A 15,643-nucleotide genomic window follows, 5' to 3' on the forward strand; every position below is an offset into this window, starting at 1 on the left:
GCCCGGATCTAGATGGCAAAAGAGACGAAAGGGCAGCGCTTTAGCTGCTTTCCGAAAGGTCGTCGATCTGTATGGATTGAGTGGGGTAGGCCAGAGAACAACCGACTTCCTCGGTCACCCGCAAAATCTCAAGTGACAGATTTTCTTGCGTCGCAAGCCAGAATGCATAGTCAGATTGACGGGTGCGCGCGTAAAACAGGATGTCTGCAGAGAATGTGGACAAACCGCTTATCGCGACATACCTCGGTGCGTCGGCTGTTTGAACACCGCCTTGCGGCTTTTGCGTGGCTGTCATTCGCGCATCATGCAGTATGTTACCGGTTAGATACTTGCTTCTTACGGTGGGTTTTCGCTCAAAGGACCGCGAGTTGTCCCACCGGGTGTGTACGTGTCCTAAATCATGCCTCTGCCGTGGAAGGCGATGCGTGAAACGGATCCAGTCAAGTGGCTCAAGGCGTCAACGAAGCTTTGGACGTCAGTTTTGTGTTCACCCGGTGCAATAACCCTACGATATAAGGCTATGAACATCAAAACCGTGGCGGCCGACAGCACAGAAAACCGGCGAATGAAACACTTGTCCCTTTGGGCTGATGAAGACGCCCGCTTAACAAAACTGACGTTGGTTTCAGTGGTTTCCAGCGCGTTCGTCCATGAGGTCATGCGCGCGCCTTTTCAGGCTTGGAAACTTCAATTTGGCCTCCTATAGTCGCCGCTCCGCCAGTGATTTGGATGTCTAGGTGCAAAACTTTTCCGTCGATAGATTCGAAGTAATGCAAGAGATTGCACCTAATCATTTTTGGTTTGAAGGGCGGCGCAGGCTGATCGATTACATCCTTTCAAAAAGCTTGAGTAAGACCACCGATCTCGCGGTTGATTTGGGCTGTGGGGCGGGCGACGCTTTGATAGAATGGAAGAAATTTGCCACCAAAGTCATCGGGATCGATGGCCACGCCGATTTGATTGCGGATGTGTACCTTGATCCGGCGGTGTCAACAATTGCTGCGGATGTCACAGACCTGCCGTTGCCGGATGCATGTGCTGACCTCGTTCTCGCTCTGGATGTTTTGGAGCATGTACCGGACACGCAGGCCCTGCAGGAGGCTCACCGAATTCTGCGGCCCGGCGGCACAGTGGTTGTGGCCGTTCCGGCCTTTCAATGGCTCTGGAGCTATCGGGATGACGATGCCGGACACCTGCGAAGATATACCAAGCGCAGTGTCCGCAAGCTGGTTGAAGGCGCCGGGCTAACTGTGGAGTGCATTCGGTGGTATCAGTTTTTCTTGTTCCCATTGGTGGTGGCGGCGCGCGTTCTGGGCAAGCGTGGCCCCCGGGTTCGAGACTTGGAGGACAATCCGCGGGGATGGGTGAATAAAATGCTTCGAGGCATAAATTTGTTTGAGGTCAAACTTGCAACCCTGGGCGTGAATATGCCTGTTGGATCTTCGATCTTTGTGATTGCCCGGAAAAGCTACGGTGAGGCCAATGCCAATATCTGATGAGCGTTTTGATCTGCTGTTGTTTCACCGTGAAATCGAAACTTCAATTGCATGCCTGCAGTCAGGTGTAGCCGGAATTATCGTGGATCTGGAAAGCGGTAACAAGCGGCAGCGGCAATTGGGGTACGATACTGAAATCAATAGCCACAGCATTGCCGACCTAACAGCCCTGCGCCGCAGAACCGACGGCGCTTTACTGTGTCGTCTCAGCCAACCGGACCCCGATGATCAGGAACTGGCCGCCGTGATCGGGGCGGGGGTAAATGAGGTCATCGTGCCCATGTTGACCAGCGCGGATCAGGCGGAGCGACTTCTGAGCCGAATTGACGGAGCTTGCAAAGTGACGTTGATGATCGAAACCTGTGGCGCCGTTGCAGACAGCAAAAAGATTACCGCATTGCCAGTGAACCGCATCTATGTGGGGTTGAATGACCTGCGAATTGAGCGCGGCACCAGCACAATCTTCGCGCCGATGGCGGATGGGCTGCTGGACCGGCTGCGCAACAGCTGTGACGATGTTTCTTTCGGGTTCGGCGGCTTAACACTACCCGGGAAGGGCGCGCCGCTTCCGGGGAGCCATCTTTACGCTGAAATGGCGCGCCTTGGCTGCGGTTTTACCTTTCTGCGCCGATCATTCTATCGCGACGTAGAGAAACTGGATTTGGGTCAAGCACTGGCTTCAATTCAGAGTGAAATCCTGCGCTATCGCAACCGCTCAGGCGCAAAAGTCGAGCTTGATTTCGCAGAAACCGCGCGCGTGGTCCAAGCACTGTCGGAGTTCCGGCATGCAATTTGATGTCAGAAACGCCTCCGTTTTGGTTACAGGAGCCGGCGGGTTCATCGGAAGTCACTTGATTGCCGCCCTCTTAGCGCGCGGTGCAACAGTACACGCAGTACTGCGGCCAGGATCACCGGCGGTGCGGTTTCAGACGCTGAAATTGCGTCCGATAATCCATCATGTTGACGTGACCAAAGTGGACGAAACGGCAGACCTTGTTGACCGTCTGCGGCCGGATGTTGTTTTCAACCTTGCCGTCTGTCGCGCGACGGAGTGTCCGCGCAGTTTGCGCCAAACAAACGAAACGGCGGCGGAGTCCCTGTTGTCGGCTTGCACCCATGCCGGGTTTCGCAGGTTTGTGTCCATTGGGAGTTCACTTGAGCAGCAGGCAGAAGACCAGACGGCAACCGCCTATGCGCGTAGCCGGGCTGCGGCAGCCACCAAGCTACGGGTGTTGGCCAAGCAACTGGACATACCCTTGACCCACTTGCGGACTTATTATGTATACGGCCCCTTGCAAGACGAAGGTAAACTGATCCCCTCGGCGCTACGGGCCGCTGAGACATCAGAGTCGCTGCCTCTGGCACAGAACAACTTTAGAAAGGATTATGTGTACGTCAGCGACGTTGTCCGCGCTTGTTTTGCGGCGGTAGTGAGCGACAGCCCACCCTACACCGAGGCCGATATCGCGACCGGGCAGCAATGGTCTGTGCAAGACGTCGTCTGCTTGTTGGAAAACCTGACCGGAAGGCCGATACCGACACGTGCTGACCCAGCCATGACCCGGTCTTGGGACAGACCAGACTGGAACACCGATCTGGCGCCAGCACGGAATCTGCTTGGCTGGGAACCGCAGATCACACTCCAGCAGGGGCTGGCCGATCTTGTCGCCAATTGGGGGGCTGCCAATGCCGCCTGAACACGTCGCAATCGTGATTCCTGTTTTCCGCAATGCCGAGACACTCCGCGCGCTCCACAATCGGATCTGTGACGCGTTGGCTCACGTGAATGCTGTGCCGCATTTCGTATTTGTTGAAGATGCGGGCGGGGATGCGTCTCTGGGCTTGCTCAAAGAAATGAGCCAATCTGACCCGCGAGTTACGCTGATCACCAACCAACATAATTTGGGGCAACAGGCTTCGATCCGAAAGGCTCTGGAATTTGTCGGCGACCGCGATGTGGTTGTGATGGATGCCGATTTGCAGGATCCACCTGAAGCGATCCCAATGCTGCTGGAAACCCTCTGGTCAAGTGGAGCCGATGCGGTTTTTGCCGCTCGGGTTGGGGCCTATCAATCAGGCTTCCGCATGGCGACTTCCAAACTTTACCGCTCCCTTATGTCCCGGTTTGCTTCAATCCCGCCGGGCGCGGGTGGGTTTGTCGCGCTGCGCGCAAACCTTGCCAAGCGGTTGGCCGCCTCACGTAACTCGCGGTTTCACCTTGCCGGCATGATTGGATGTCATGCGGGTTTGCTTAAGGCCGTCAGTGTTGAGCGAAACTATCGTCAGGTGGGTAACTCGGCCTATTCGCAGCGAATGCGGTTGGTGGTGGCACTGTCGAATTTTGTCTGTGTTCTTGAAGAAAGGTTCCGCCGTGGCGCGCTCTGAAGCCAACCGCGATATGCACAACAAGCTGCAGCGCGCGTATTATGAAACCCGCAAACAAGGGGGCAACCATCGTATTTTGGTGCGCTCGACGCCCTATGTCATCAACCAGTTGGACCGGCTGCTGGACGAAAGCCATATCAAATCGGGCGATCGCATTCTGGATGTGGGATGTGGCATGGGCAAATACACCATTCCACTTGCCGAACGCGGTTATGATGTCGAAGGCTTGGAGCTTTCGGGCCAATTGCTGGAAGAATTCCAAAATCAGGCGCGGGGGCGGGCGGATATTGCAACCCATCAGGCCGATCTTTTGGCGCCGCCGTCGGACATGATCGGTCAATATGATCACGTGATTGGGTTCTTTGTTTTGCATCATCTGTTCGATCTGGACCAAGCCTTTGCCAGTTGCGCGCGGCTCTTGAAACCAAAGGGGCGGGTGATTTTTCTGGAGCCCAACCCCTTCTGCCCATTGTTCTATCTGCAGATCACACTCTCACCCGGCATGTCATGGAAGGCTGAGCGCGGTATTCTGGACCTTACGCCCAAATCCACGGCCCGTAAGCTAACAGACGCGGGTTTTGTGAACCCACAGTTGCACAGGTTTGGTATTTTGCCGCCTTTTCTGCGAAACCGGTCAGGCGCCGCCACGATTGAGAGGGGGTTTGAACGGGTTTCGCTGTTAAATCCCGTCAACGCTTTTCAACTGATCAGCGCTGAGTTGCCGGAAAATGGCATTTAGACGGTATGTTGGATGTCCTGATCTGCTTGTCGCCTCTTGTGCTATTGTTGGTCTCAACAAGAGTTAGCCTGCATCGTGGTATCAACCTCGCCGACGAAGGCTACTTGGCTTACGGCACACAAGAGGTTTTGCGCGGGAAGATTCCCATCAGGGATTTTCGGGCATATGACCCCGCGCGATACTATTGGTGCGCCCTGTGGTGCCGCTTGATCGGCTCTGAATTCATCGCCATCCGGATTTCGATGGCGTTCATGTCTGGATTGTCTCTGTGTCTTGTTTCTTGGATGGTCTTCTCCGCTTCGGGCAATCCATGGCTCAGCGCTGTGGTTGCGGCAACGGCGTTGTTGTGGATGTTTCCACGCCACAAGCAGATCGAACATTTCTTTAGCCTTGGCTGCTGCGCGGTCATGTTCTCGTTGTTATCAGGGACCGGACAGCCTTTCTGGCTGGGTGCGACGGGCGCGCTCGGCGCGGCGTTTGGGCTCAATATTCTGGCCTATTTCGTCGGATCCGCAACGCTGACATTTTTGGCGATTGGGCTTTTGTACGGGACTTCTGGCCTGATTGCACTGCCAGTTTTTGCACTCGGATTGGGAGCCAGCATCTCGTTTCTGGTCCTTTGTTACGCGTTGGTTCCCGGTTTTTTGCGATGTTATCTGGATTTGAAAGTCCTTGCGCTTTTTCGGCGGAAAACAACAAACCTTGCGCTGCCGAAACCGTGGATCTGGAACGCCGCCCCTCGACAGTTCGCCGGGTTTTCGAGGCTCCGCCGTCTGGTATTGCAAGCGCTGTTTACGCTGCTGCCCGTGGTTTATTTGGCCAATACCGGGTTCTTACTGGTCACCGCCGATGCAGACCGTGCCGCACAGCTTGTACTTGCGTCGAGCCTGGTCGGATTAATCTACTACCATCATGCTTTGTCGCGTGCTGACCTCAACCATATCCATCAGGTCATCCAGCCCTTTTTGGTGACTGTCGCCGCGGGGCTTGCCGGGTTATTGCCCATTTCGGTGGCTCCCGCAGCGATGCTTTTGATCGGTGTCGCGAGTGCCGCGCTGCTATGGAAAACCCCCGCTTTTTCAGAGAGTTGGTCCTTTCAAAACAACCACCCTGTGACTTGGGTCAATGGGGCCGACACGTTTCGTATCACTGAAGAATTGCACAAGGCGCTGACTCAACAGCGCGATGTGGTAGAGGCATGCAGCAACTCGCAAGACACGCTCTTTGTTGCGCCTGCCGCTCCGGCCTTACTCGCCCTGTTTCATAGACGATCCGCAGTATACGATACCTTTCCCGTCTATCCGGCAAGTGAGGCTGCTCAAACGCGTATGCTCGAAGATCTAAAGGCATCAGATCCTCCTGTCGCCATCATTTCAAACGGCATGATCGATGGTAGAAAGGACCTGCGTTTTGACATCAATTACGCATTGGTATTTGAGCATTTGCGTTCTCAATATCATCTGCAAGACAATACGCCTAGCGGGTACATTTTTGTGCGGCGAGAACAGGGCACGTCAGTTGAAGGAACCGCTTGAGCGGGGTATCCATTGTCGCTTTGAGCGATCATGAATTGAAGTTCTCTATCGATGTGCAAACACACTTAGTGTGTCCAGGGACCGCGGCGGTTGGTTGCGAAATTTTCGCCGTAACCACCGGCGCGAATGTTGACTTTGCGTTTGTGTGGCTGGCTCACTTGCACCTCGATGCCGTGGTCATCGGCGTAAGCGAGAGCTGCGTCTTTGCTGTCAAACCGCAGGCGCACCTGGCTTTGGGTGTCGCCGGATCCGGTCCAACCCATCAAGGGATCAATTTCACGCGATTCAGAGGGGCCGTATTCAAGGATCCAATCCTTGGTATTGGCGGCCCCCGAAGACATTGCTGTACGGGCGGGTTGGTAGATGCGCGCAATCATCGAAAACTCCTTGGTTACTGCGCTTTATCTCGGATTCCATGCGATCCGGCAAGAGCCGAGTTGCCGCAACCGGTGCGAACACACAGGAGTATCGTTTGGAAAATTGGAGAAAGCTTGCAAGCAGCCCTTTGCGCCGGACCAACCACGGGGAGCGAGGGGTGTAATGTGGCATCCAAAGCAAAATTTGGCGGCTGCTTGCTAAGGGAAGCTTACGGCTCGATGTGGATATTTGGCAAGTGCAACATGTCGAATATTTCACAAAACCAGAGAATTATTTCCTGAAATTACCATCTGGTTCGTAAAATTCTACCATTCTGTCTTTGATGGTGGCGCGAATGTCGCGCATTATTCTCGAAATTCGCGACAACCGGTTTCTTATCGCGCGCAAACTTTCTGCGTGCGCGAGGGCGATCAATTTGTAATACGCCGCCGCCTTGAGGCGCCAAACCGATGCGCAGCTTTGCGACATGTCAGTTCTCTCTTGCGAAAGAACAAAAAGAGACCAAACTGCAAGGTAACCAAAAGGAATCTGTTTATGTCCCGATCCGTTGAGGCCCCGCTTTTAAGTGCCGCTCCGGCAGACCCGAAAACCCGTCCCAAGCTTGAGGGGGGCCGTCGCATTGTGCTGCACACTGAGTTTGAACCCGCAGGTGACCAGCCGACTGCCATCGCCGAGTTGGCCACAGGTCTGAACGAGGGCGAACGCAATCAGGTGCTATTGGGGGCAACGGGGACCGGTAAGACTTTTACCATGGCCAAAATCATCGAGCAGACCCAGCGTCCGGCGATTATCCTGGCCCCGAACAAAACCCTCGCAGCGCAGCTGTTTGGCGAAATGAAAGGGTTTTTTCCCGAAAACTCCGTCGAGTACTTTGTCAGCTTCTATGATTACTACCAGCCTGAGGCCTATGTCGCGCGGTCCGACACATACATTGAAAAAGAAAGCCAGATTAACGAGCAGATCGACCGGATGCGCCATTCTGCGACGCGGTCGCTTTTGGAGCGGGACGATGTGATCATCGTGGCCTCGGTCAGCTGCATTTATGGTATCGGATCGGTGGAAACCTATTCCGCCATGACGCTCGATTTGAAGGCCGGTGGAGAGTATGATCAACGTGCGGTGATCGCGGATTTGGTGGCGTTGCAGTACCGGCGTAATGATCAGGCTTTTCAGCGCGGCTCTTTCCGCGTGCGGGGCGACAGCCTTGAAATCTTTCCGGCCCACCTTGAGGATCGCGCGTGGAAGTTGTCATTTTTTGGCGAGGAACTGGAAGCGATCACCGAGTTTGATCCGCTGACAGGGGAGAGAACCAATACGTTTGAGCAAATCCGGGTTTACGCGAACAGCCATTACGTGACCCCTAAGCCGACACTGCAACAGGCCATTATCCAGATCAAAAAGGAGCTGCGTCTGCGGCTTGATCAGCTGGTTGATGAAGGAAAGCTGTTGGAAGCGCAGCGGTTGGAGCAGCGCACCACCTTTGATCTGGAGATGATGGAGGCGCAGGGGTTCTGCAACGGGATCGAGAACTATTCGCGATACCTTACGGGGCGCGCACCTGGAGAGCCGCCCCCCACGTTGTTTGAATTCATACCTGATAACGCCATTGTTTTTGCGGATGAAAGCCACGTGTCTGTGCCACAGATCGGCGGCATGTACCGAGGCGACTATCGGCGCAAATTCACACTGGCGGAACATGGTTTCCGGTTGCCGTCTTGCATGGACAACCGGCCTCTCAAGTTCGAAGAGTGGGACGCGATGCGCCCGCAATCGGTCTTTGTATCCGCTACTCCGTCGGCATGGGAAATGGAGCAGGCCGGAGGCGTGTTTGCCGAACAGGTGATCCGCCCCACGGGACTTTTGGATCCAGAAGTGGAAATCCGTCCTGTCGAGATGCAAGTGGATGACCTGCTTGATGAAATTCGCAAGGTGTCGGCGGATGGGTTTCGAACGCTGGTGACCACGTTGACCAAGCGCATGGCGGAAGACCTGACGGAATACCTGCACGAACAGGGCATCAAGGTGCGCTATATGCACAGCGACATCGACACGCTTGAGCGCATCGAAATCCTGCGTGATCTGCGGCTTGGTGCGTTTGATGTGTTGATCGGTATCAACCTGTTGCGTGAGGGGCTTGATATTCCTGAGTGTGGTCTTGTGGCCATTCTGGATGCAGACAAAGAGGGCTTTTTGCGGTCTGAGACGTCGCTGGTGCAGACCATTGGTCGTGCCGCGCGGAATGCCGAGGGCCGGGTGATTATGTATGCGGACCGAATAACCGGGTCGATGGAGCGCGCCTTGGGCGAAACCGACCGGCGGCGCAGCAAGCAAAAGGCCTATAACGAGAAACATGGCATCACGCCGGCGACGGTCAAGAAAAACGTCGAGGACGTTTTGGCCGGATTGTACAAGGGCGATACAGACCAGTCCCGTGTCACCGCCAAAATCGAAAATCCGCTCCATGGTGGCAATCTCGAAACCGTGTTGGATGGGTTGCGCGACGACATGCGCAAAGCTGCGGAGAATTTGGAATTCGAAGAAGCCGCCCGTTTGCGTGACGAGGTCAAACGGCTGGAAGCTGTCGATCTGGCGGTGTCTGATGACCCGATGGCGCGGCAATACGCTGTTAAAGCCGCCGAGGAGCAAGCCACCAAATCCAAAGGCCGCTCCATGGCTGGGCGTGCTGGGCAGCGTGGTGGGAATGTGAAGCGGCGGGGGCGGTAGTTGGCCAATACCTCCAAGCCCCCCAAGAAGCACCACTACGTTCCGCAAGCGATACTAAGCTATTTCTGCTTCAAGGGTGCCTCCCTACACTATGTTGATCGGGATAAACTTGATAAAGGGATCCAGCAAAGGAACAAGGAAAGTGTTTTCCGCCGCATTCATTATAATTCTTTTGAAGAGCCGGACGGTAACAAAAACGCTTCATTAGAAACCTTCTTCGCGGAAGAACTAGACAACTACATTCCTGAATGGGTCAGGCTTTTTGAAAGTGCAACAAAAACTGGTAGGCTCGATTTCGGGGGTAATCAATCGCGCGACCGCTTCGTTCAGTTCTTCTTCAACCACCGAAAACGAACACCCGAATTCCTTGATCCAATTGTCGAGAAAGTCGCAAAAGAAGCTTTCGATGAAAAGACACTCGTCGACCTGGAGGACAAGTTCCGACCGCTAACCGAAGAAGAAAGGCAGCTAGTTCGCAGTGACCAATTTCAGAATAAGGCGCTCCGAAATGCTCGTGTAGAAAACTTGAGCAAGCAAGCCGAGCCTATTCTTGGTCGTTTGGCGTCCATGAAAATCGTCATCGCCTCACCAACTCGCCTCACCAAAAATTTTGTTGTTGCGAGTAATCCTGTTGCAAGATTTGAAGATTATCCTTGGGAACAGCTTGGGTCGTCTGGGGTGGAGCTTTGGACGACAATGACACCGAGAATTGCTGTAGGTTTTGTGGCCAAGTCCCGAATACCAGATGTTATCCTTCTGGACGACTCCACGGTTCGAAAAATGAATATGACTTTGACTAAACAAAGCCGCGCCATAGCGGCAACCTCGGCACCACTCCTACGCTCAATTGCAAAATCGGCATGGTAGACTATCGCTGGCCCCACCGCGCACGACCTCGGGAGGAAGCGAACGCGCCCTCCCGTGGGGGAGGTCGGTCGCGGCATGATGCAAGGCATCATGCAATTGTGACCACCGCCCACTCGACGCAGACAAACCCAATCCTTTACCCTCCCCCCATGCGCACCCTCATCGCCCTCCTCCTCGCCGCGCTCGCCTCCTCCGCCACCGCTTGGGAGGCCACCACCACCCCCATCTGCACCCTCACGCATGAGACCGACACCGCGCATATCCGCCTGACCTACGACCCTACCAAACCGCTCTACACCCTCGCCATCACCCGCAAGGGCGCAGCTTGGCCCGACGATCCGTGGTTCGCCATCCGCTTTGTCGGCCCGCGTGAACTCACCATCTCCACCGACAAACACGCGCTCAGCGACAATGGCCAAACCCTCAACGTCGCGGACAGCGGCTTTTCCAACGTGCTGGACGGGCTGCAATTCAACGCCATGGCGCTCGCAGGCACGCAATCGGACGGAGAAGCCATTGACCTCGAAGGCGCCGCCCCCGAAGTGCAGACATTCCGCGACTGCACGTCTGCACAGATTTCCTGAACCGCCGGACGTCGCTTTAAAATTGGGCGAAGGTCTGGCGGTTTGAATAAAATCGCGTATTGAATTGTGTCGCGACCCGGTCGCGGGGCGAAGGCAAAACACCACAGGCAGCATGGTGGCAATGTCAAGCGGCGCGGGCGGTAGGCCTCAGGTGAAAGGAGTATGCGTTGTGCGGAGCAGACGTCGGCGACTTTGCGATCGTAATTCGCGTAGGTTTTGTGCGGTAAGGTCTGGGGCGGCGATAATTCCGGCGCGCGTGTCAGATTGGTCGTCGCAGAATGCGGGCGGTGCTGGCTTGGCGGCGTGGCTTTTGATTTTGCGTCCGGATGCAGTGGCAAAATAGCCGCTTGATGACAGCCAAAGTTCGCTTGTACAGCAAAGGGGGACTTTTATTCTGGTAAAACAATTTGTGCGCCCGAAAGGCGATATAGAAATGATTGATAAACATCTTATTCTTCATGTTGGCCCCCCTAAAACCGGCTCAAGCGCCATTCAAAGGGCCTTGTTTGAAACCCAGCAAACCGGAGAGGCCACATATTGCTATCCAGAAGTCGGATTGTCCAAACGGTGGCACTCACATGATGTCCTGATCCGGACGATCCGTGAAAATGGTGGCGACAGTGAAGCACGGGCCAGGATGTTCGGAGAAGTGGCAGAGATCGCGTCACAATCGCCCCATGATCGTGTGATCCTGAGCGATGAGTATCTGGGCGGCAGCAATCTGCGCGCAGCCGAAATGCTGCCGACCTGCCTGCCGAAATTTCGCGAAGTCACAATCGTTTACGTGGTGCGCAGCATCTACGAAATGGGGTTTTCTGCACTGAACCAGCGGATGCGTAGAAAGGTCACAATGTTTTGTACGCCTGATCCGTATTTGAGTGCCAACAATCACAAAAAACGGGCGGTTGCTTTGACAGCTTTGCGCAATGGTTTCGACAACGCCAATATTGCCTTCATCGTATATAACAGGGATCTGGTGAGCACGTTCTTTGACCGATTTGCCGGAATGGCCTACGCGCCGCAATCCAGCGGTAAGTCCGTCAATAAGTCGCTGGATTTTGGGACGTTGTTGGCGCTTCAGATGCCGCAAAAAACCAAGCACGCGTTGCGTCCGCTGGAATTTGAAACAATGCTTCGCGAGAGGGACATCGAGCCGCTCAACGTCGATTCCATGCTGCGGGATTATTACTATGGGCAAATCGATTCCGTGGCGGCAAAAGTGCCGGCGATTTACAAAGATATCTTTTCGCAAGAAGCCGTAGATGAGTTGATCCGGCGTCCTACGGTTCCCGAGGCGCGGAATATTTCGAAAAACGAGTTGTCTGATTATTTGTCCGAGCTGGAAGCCACTATTGCGGCCTATCGCAAAGCAGTGTGCGGGGACTGACCCGCCGCTTTTTGCCGCGCGTTCTAGAGCAACCCCGCTCGGTCACGGTTTTCTAGAACCGCTGGCGTCTGCGCCAAAATGAGGCGAAGGGTCTGGCGGTTTTAGCAAAATTGCGTATTGATTTGGGGGGCGGTCCGAACACCGGGCGACGGCAGTACAATACGGGCAGCATGGCGCAAAAAACCAACACCTATCATCACGGAAACCTGTCTTCGGCCTTGGTGTCGGCGGGGGTCGCCTTTTTGCAGGACCACGGTGCTGAACAGCTGTCGCTGCGTGCGGTGGCTGAACGGGTCGGGGTCAGCCGGACAGCGCCTTATGCGCATTTTCCAGACAAAAGGTCGTTGCTATTGGCAATCAGCGTCGAAGGATTTCGGCAGTTGTCGCGCGCGATGGAGGCCCGGCGGAAAGATGGCGAGCCCGCGCGCGAGCAGATACTTGCGTTCGGTGCAGCCTATGTTCAATTCGCTTTGGATAATCCGAACCTTTATCGGCTGATGCTGTCGACGATGACGCCGGGATCAGAAGGTGGAGATGCCGATGTGTACTGGCAAGACCTGATGGCCGAGGCCACCAAGCCCTATGCAATACTAAATGCCGAATTTGACCGTTTGGTGGCAGAACCAACCCGTGCAAAGGCCCTGTCGCAAGGCGCCTGGGGCATGGTGCATGGTTTGGCATCGCTGGTGGGAGAGGGATTGATCGTGCCGCCAAATGGGGGCGTCGAAGAGATCTTGCGAACCTTTATGCGGGCGCAGCAGCGCCCTTGAGGATTACCGCCACCCAATGAGACCTCAGGTGGCGGAAAAAGGTAACCGATCAGAGCAGGATTTCGACATCCGACGTTGCATATGCCACGCATGAATGAACCCAGCCAAAACGGCGGTCGGATTGGCGCAATTTGGCTTCTGACGGGTTGAATACGTCTCCGGAGAGTATTTTGATGCGGCACAGGCTGCATTCGCCGGAGCGACAGGCGTTTTCCACCTGATAGCCCGCCTTTTCGAGCGCGTTGAGAAGCGGTTCGCCAGCGGTGGTTTCAAAGCTGCCTTTGCCATTGACTGTCACAGTGACGTTTTGATGCGCCGCGACGCCTGACGGCCACCCTCCGCGGGCGGTCGGGTCGACGGGTGGGCCATTGGCCTCGATGTGCAGGCGCTTGTTGGTCACGCCGACGTCTTTGAGCTCCTTTGCGCAGGCAGCGTTCATCGCAGGAGGACCGCAGAGATAGACGGTTTTGTTTGCCATCTCGCCGCAGACTTCGCTGATTAGGGCTGCGTCGATGAAACCGGTGCGGCCTTGGAAGGCGTCGTTGGGCTCGGAGATGACCTGCGTTAGCGTCAGGAAATCGCAGGCGGCGTCCAATTCAGAAAGCTCGCGCTGAAAAATGACGTCATCTGTTTGGCGGGAGCCGTAAATTAGATGAAATTTCACTGGCAAGCGCCGCGCGGCGATGTCGCGGATCATGCTGATCGCGGGGGCCACGCCGGACCCGCCCGCAAGAAACACCAGATCGTCTCCATGATGGATCGGGTTCACATAAAAAGACCCCATCGGGCCAGATGAGCTGACCTTGGCGCCAACTTGCAGACCCTCGACGAGCCAAGGGCTGACAAAGCCGCCAGCTATTTTGCGCACCGTCAGGTCATAATGGCCGCGCTCTTGCGGGGCGGAAGAAATCGCGAAGGGGCGTGCGGTTTCGACGCCGTCCACGGTGACGAACAGGTTTACATATTGTCCGGCTAGAAACGGGGGAAGGGTGCCAGCGTCACCCGTGAGGCGCAGCGTGCGGGTGGTCGCGGTTTCCTCGACCAGGTCTGACACGGTCAGCGCGAGGCGCTTGGGGTGCAGAGACGCGACGCGAGTTTGGACACGTGCACCTTCGTTGGCAAAGTCCTGACCGGTTTCGGCGAGGTTTTCCATCTGGGCGCGGGTTGCGTCAAAGCCGTCGATGACGGAACGGATGTCTTTGAGTGTCATGGGATTAACCCGCCTTTTTGTTTTGTTTGCACAGGATGGATCCGCCAACAGAGGCGCCGGCCTGATAGGTGGGTTGGAAGCCGCCCATACCGGACCACGATCCGGCGAGATGCAGTCCGTGCACCGGCCGCACGCGATCGCGCACGGTGCCGTGTTCGGCGATGCCTTGGCTAAAGCCATAGATCGCGCCTCCGGGTGTGTTGAGATAGCGCATCATGGTCATCGGGGTTGCGACCTCGATTTCCTCGATGTGGTCGCGCACCGACGGAATGACGGTCTCGGCCAAATCAATCAGCTTTTCGGCGTATGCGAATTTGGTTGCGGCGTAGTCCTCGGGTTTCACATTGTCCCATGCTGAGCCGTATTGCAGGCACATCAGCGCCACCACGGATTTGCCTTTTGGCGCGAGGGTTTCGTCGCCCACGGTGTAGCATGTGAAGAGACAGCCTTTGGGCGCGCCATCCAGCGTAAGGGCTTCGGCGTGCTGCGCCTCGTCGTCGATGGTGTTGGCGACAAAGTTGGTCGCGACCTCAATGCCGAGGTCTTTGGGCGTGCAATCCAGCCCGAGGTAGAGCACAAAGCCCGACACGCCCATGCGGCGGGACTTAAAGTCTTCGCGCACGTCGCCAGCAAGTTCCGGGCGGTCAAGAAGCTGATTGTAGGTCAGTATCGAACTGGCGTTTGAGACCACCTGATTGGTGGTGAAGATCTCACCGTGTTCGGTGCGCACCGCGGCAACAGCACCGTTGTCGGTGGTGATCTGTTCGGCGCCACAGTTGAAACGAACGTCGCCGCCGGCCTCAAGAAAGCTGTCCAAAAGCGCATTTGACAGCGCCTGTGAGCCACCCACGACGTGCCATGGTTTCATTGCGGCATAGGCGTAGAGCATCACGCCGAGATCGGAGAACGGCAACTCTTTGAGCGGCAGGCCCATATAGCCCCAATAGCCGCCGAGGACGGCTTTGAGCACGGGATCATCAAAGAATTCGTCCAGCACGTCTTTGGCGTTGCGCAGGCCGTATTTCACAAAATTGCGGCAGTTCTTTTTGATGACCTCGGGATCCCCCGTTGCCTTGGCCCGCGGGTAGGCCAAATAGGCCTCAAGCGTCAGCACCTCGCAAAGGTCCAAGAAAGGTTTCAGCTTGTCGGCTTCGGCCGGAAAAGCCTCGCTCAGAACTGCGATGATGCCTTTGACGCTGGCGGGCAAAGTGATGTCGATGACGCCGGGTACGGCGTAGCGATAAAGGTGGTGTTCCTCGACGTAGTCGACCTTGTCGCTGATGCCCATGCTGTCAAACACATGGCGCAGGATCGCGGGTTGGTCTTCGGTGCCGAGGCCTGAGAGTTGATGAAGCGCGACCTCAAACTCGTAGTCGCCGCGCACAAAAGATGTGGCGCAGCCCCCCGGAATGTTGTGGCGTTCCAGCAAGAGCGTCCGCATGCCGCCCCGTTGCAGTGTGGCCGCCGCTGATAGCCCCGCATTGCCCGCACCAATAACTATTGCATCGTAGTCTTTCAAAACCCGCCCTCCGCAGAACAATCTAATCAACGATAAGATCGGTCGGAAA

Annotated in this window: 15 protein-coding genes; 11 read left to right on the forward strand and 4 right to left on the reverse strand. The window is 55.7% G+C overall.

Translation table 11 applies throughout. From position 1 onward, the window contains the following. Positions 1–40: 40 nt before the first annotated feature. Positions 41–295, reverse strand: coding sequence for a hypothetical protein (locus SHIM_RS10370; RefSeq protein ID WP_054002580.1), 255 nt, complete (start codon positions 293–295; stop codon positions 41–43). A gap of 550 nt (positions 296–845) precedes the next feature. On the opposite strand from SHIM_RS10370, the gene SHIM_RS10380 reads away from it, so the two are divergent. Genes SHIM_RS10380 through SHIM_RS10405 form a run of 6 tightly spaced genes read left to right on the forward strand, consistent with a single transcriptional unit; the run spans position 846 to position 6,155 of the window. Beyond that, positions 846–1,496 carry a class I SAM-dependent methyltransferase gene (locus SHIM_RS10380; protein WP_193749905.1) on the forward strand — a complete coding sequence of 217 codons (651 nt, stop codon included), beginning with the start codon at positions 846–848 and terminating at the stop codon, positions 1,494–1,496. Beyond that, complete coding sequence (locus tag SHIM_RS10385; RefSeq protein ID WP_054002583.1) at positions 1,483–2,292, forward strand: hypothetical protein; 810 nt, start codon at positions 1,483–1,485, stop codon at positions 2,290–2,292. The genes SHIM_RS10380 and SHIM_RS10385 overlap by 14 nt, the downstream gene beginning before the upstream one ends. Next, positions 2,282–3,193: an NAD-dependent epimerase/dehydratase family protein gene (locus SHIM_RS10390; RefSeq protein ID WP_054002584.1), complete on the forward strand. Its 912-nt coding sequence runs from the start codon at positions 2,282–2,284 to the stop codon at positions 3,191–3,193. Before SHIM_RS10385 ends, SHIM_RS10390 begins: the two co-directional genes overlap by 11 nt. Then, the gene (locus SHIM_RS10395; RefSeq protein ID WP_054002585.1) at positions 3,183–3,881 is read left to right on the forward strand and encodes a glycosyltransferase; all 699 of its coding nucleotides are present in this window, start codon (positions 3,183–3,185) and stop codon (positions 3,879–3,881) included. Before SHIM_RS10390 ends, SHIM_RS10395 begins: the two co-directional genes overlap by 11 nt. Beyond that, complete coding sequence (locus tag SHIM_RS10400) at positions 3,868–4,620, forward strand: class I SAM-dependent methyltransferase (protein WP_054002586.1); 753 nt, start codon at positions 3,868–3,870, stop codon at positions 4,618–4,620. Before SHIM_RS10395 ends, SHIM_RS10400 begins: the two co-directional genes overlap by 14 nt. A gap of 8 nt (positions 4,621–4,628) precedes the next feature. Beyond that, positions 4,629–6,155, forward strand: coding sequence for a hypothetical protein (locus tag SHIM_RS10405; RefSeq protein WP_193749906.1), 1,527 nt, complete (start codon positions 4,629–4,631; stop codon positions 6,153–6,155). Positions 6,156–6,220: 65 nt separating this feature from the next. Here SHIM_RS10405 and SHIM_RS10410 read toward each other — a convergent pair whose 3' ends face one another. Beyond that, positions 6,221–6,532 (reverse strand): ETC complex I subunit, encoded by a 312-nt coding sequence (locus tag SHIM_RS10410; protein ID WP_054002588.1) that lies wholly within the window; start codon positions 6,530–6,532, stop codon positions 6,221–6,223. Positions 6,533–7,067: 535 nt separating this feature from the next. On the opposite strand from SHIM_RS10410, the gene uvrB reads away from it, so the two are divergent. The 5 genes from uvrB to SHIM_RS10435 all read left to right on the forward strand — a co-directional run bounded on the left by uvrB (position 7,068) and on the right by SHIM_RS10435 (position 12,865). After that, on the forward strand, positions 7,068–9,257 hold the full coding sequence (uvrB, locus tag SHIM_RS10415) for an excinuclease ABC subunit UvrB (RefSeq protein ID WP_054002589.1): 2,190 nt from the start codon (positions 7,068–7,070) through the stop codon (positions 9,255–9,257). Then, the gene (locus tag SHIM_RS10420; RefSeq protein WP_054002590.1) at positions 9,258–10,124 is read left to right on the forward strand and encodes a DUF4238 domain-containing protein; all 867 of its coding nucleotides are present in this window, start codon (positions 9,258–9,260) and stop codon (positions 10,122–10,124) included. It abuts the gene before it with no gap. Positions 10,125–10,273: 149 nt separating this feature from the next. Then, on the forward strand, positions 10,274–10,708 hold the full coding sequence (locus SHIM_RS10425; RefSeq protein ID WP_054002591.1) for a hypothetical protein: 435 nt from the start codon (positions 10,274–10,276) through the stop codon (positions 10,706–10,708). 433 nt (positions 10,709–11,141) lie between these two features. Beyond that, a complete protein-coding gene (locus tag SHIM_RS10430) occupies positions 11,142–12,095 on the forward strand; it encodes a hypothetical protein (protein ID WP_054002592.1) in 954 nt (317 codons plus the stop codon). Between the two features lie 170 nt (positions 12,096–12,265). Then, positions 12,266–12,865 carry a TetR/AcrR family transcriptional regulator gene (locus SHIM_RS10435; RefSeq protein WP_054002593.1) on the forward strand — a complete coding sequence of 200 codons (600 nt, stop codon included), beginning with the start codon at positions 12,266–12,268 and terminating at the stop codon, positions 12,863–12,865. 49 nt (positions 12,866–12,914) lie between these two features. Here the strand turns inward: SHIM_RS10435 and SHIM_RS10440 are convergent, their stop codons facing one another. Beyond that, the gene (locus SHIM_RS10440) at positions 12,915–14,075 is read right to left on the reverse strand and encodes an FAD-binding oxidoreductase (RefSeq protein ID WP_054002594.1); all 1,161 of its coding nucleotides are present in this window, start codon (positions 14,073–14,075) and stop codon (positions 12,915–12,917) included. A gap of 4 nt (positions 14,076–14,079) precedes the next feature. Further along, positions 14,080–15,594 (reverse strand): phytoene desaturase family protein, encoded by a 1,515-nt coding sequence (locus SHIM_RS10445; RefSeq protein ID WP_054002595.1) that lies wholly within the window; start codon positions 15,592–15,594, stop codon positions 14,080–14,082. Between the last annotated feature and the right edge of the window lie 49 nt (positions 15,595–15,643).

The sequence above is a fragment of the Shimia sp. SK013 genome (genome assembly GCF_001292625.1).
Taxonomy (GTDB): domain Bacteria; phylum Pseudomonadota; class Alphaproteobacteria; order Rhodobacterales; family Rhodobacteraceae; genus Shimia.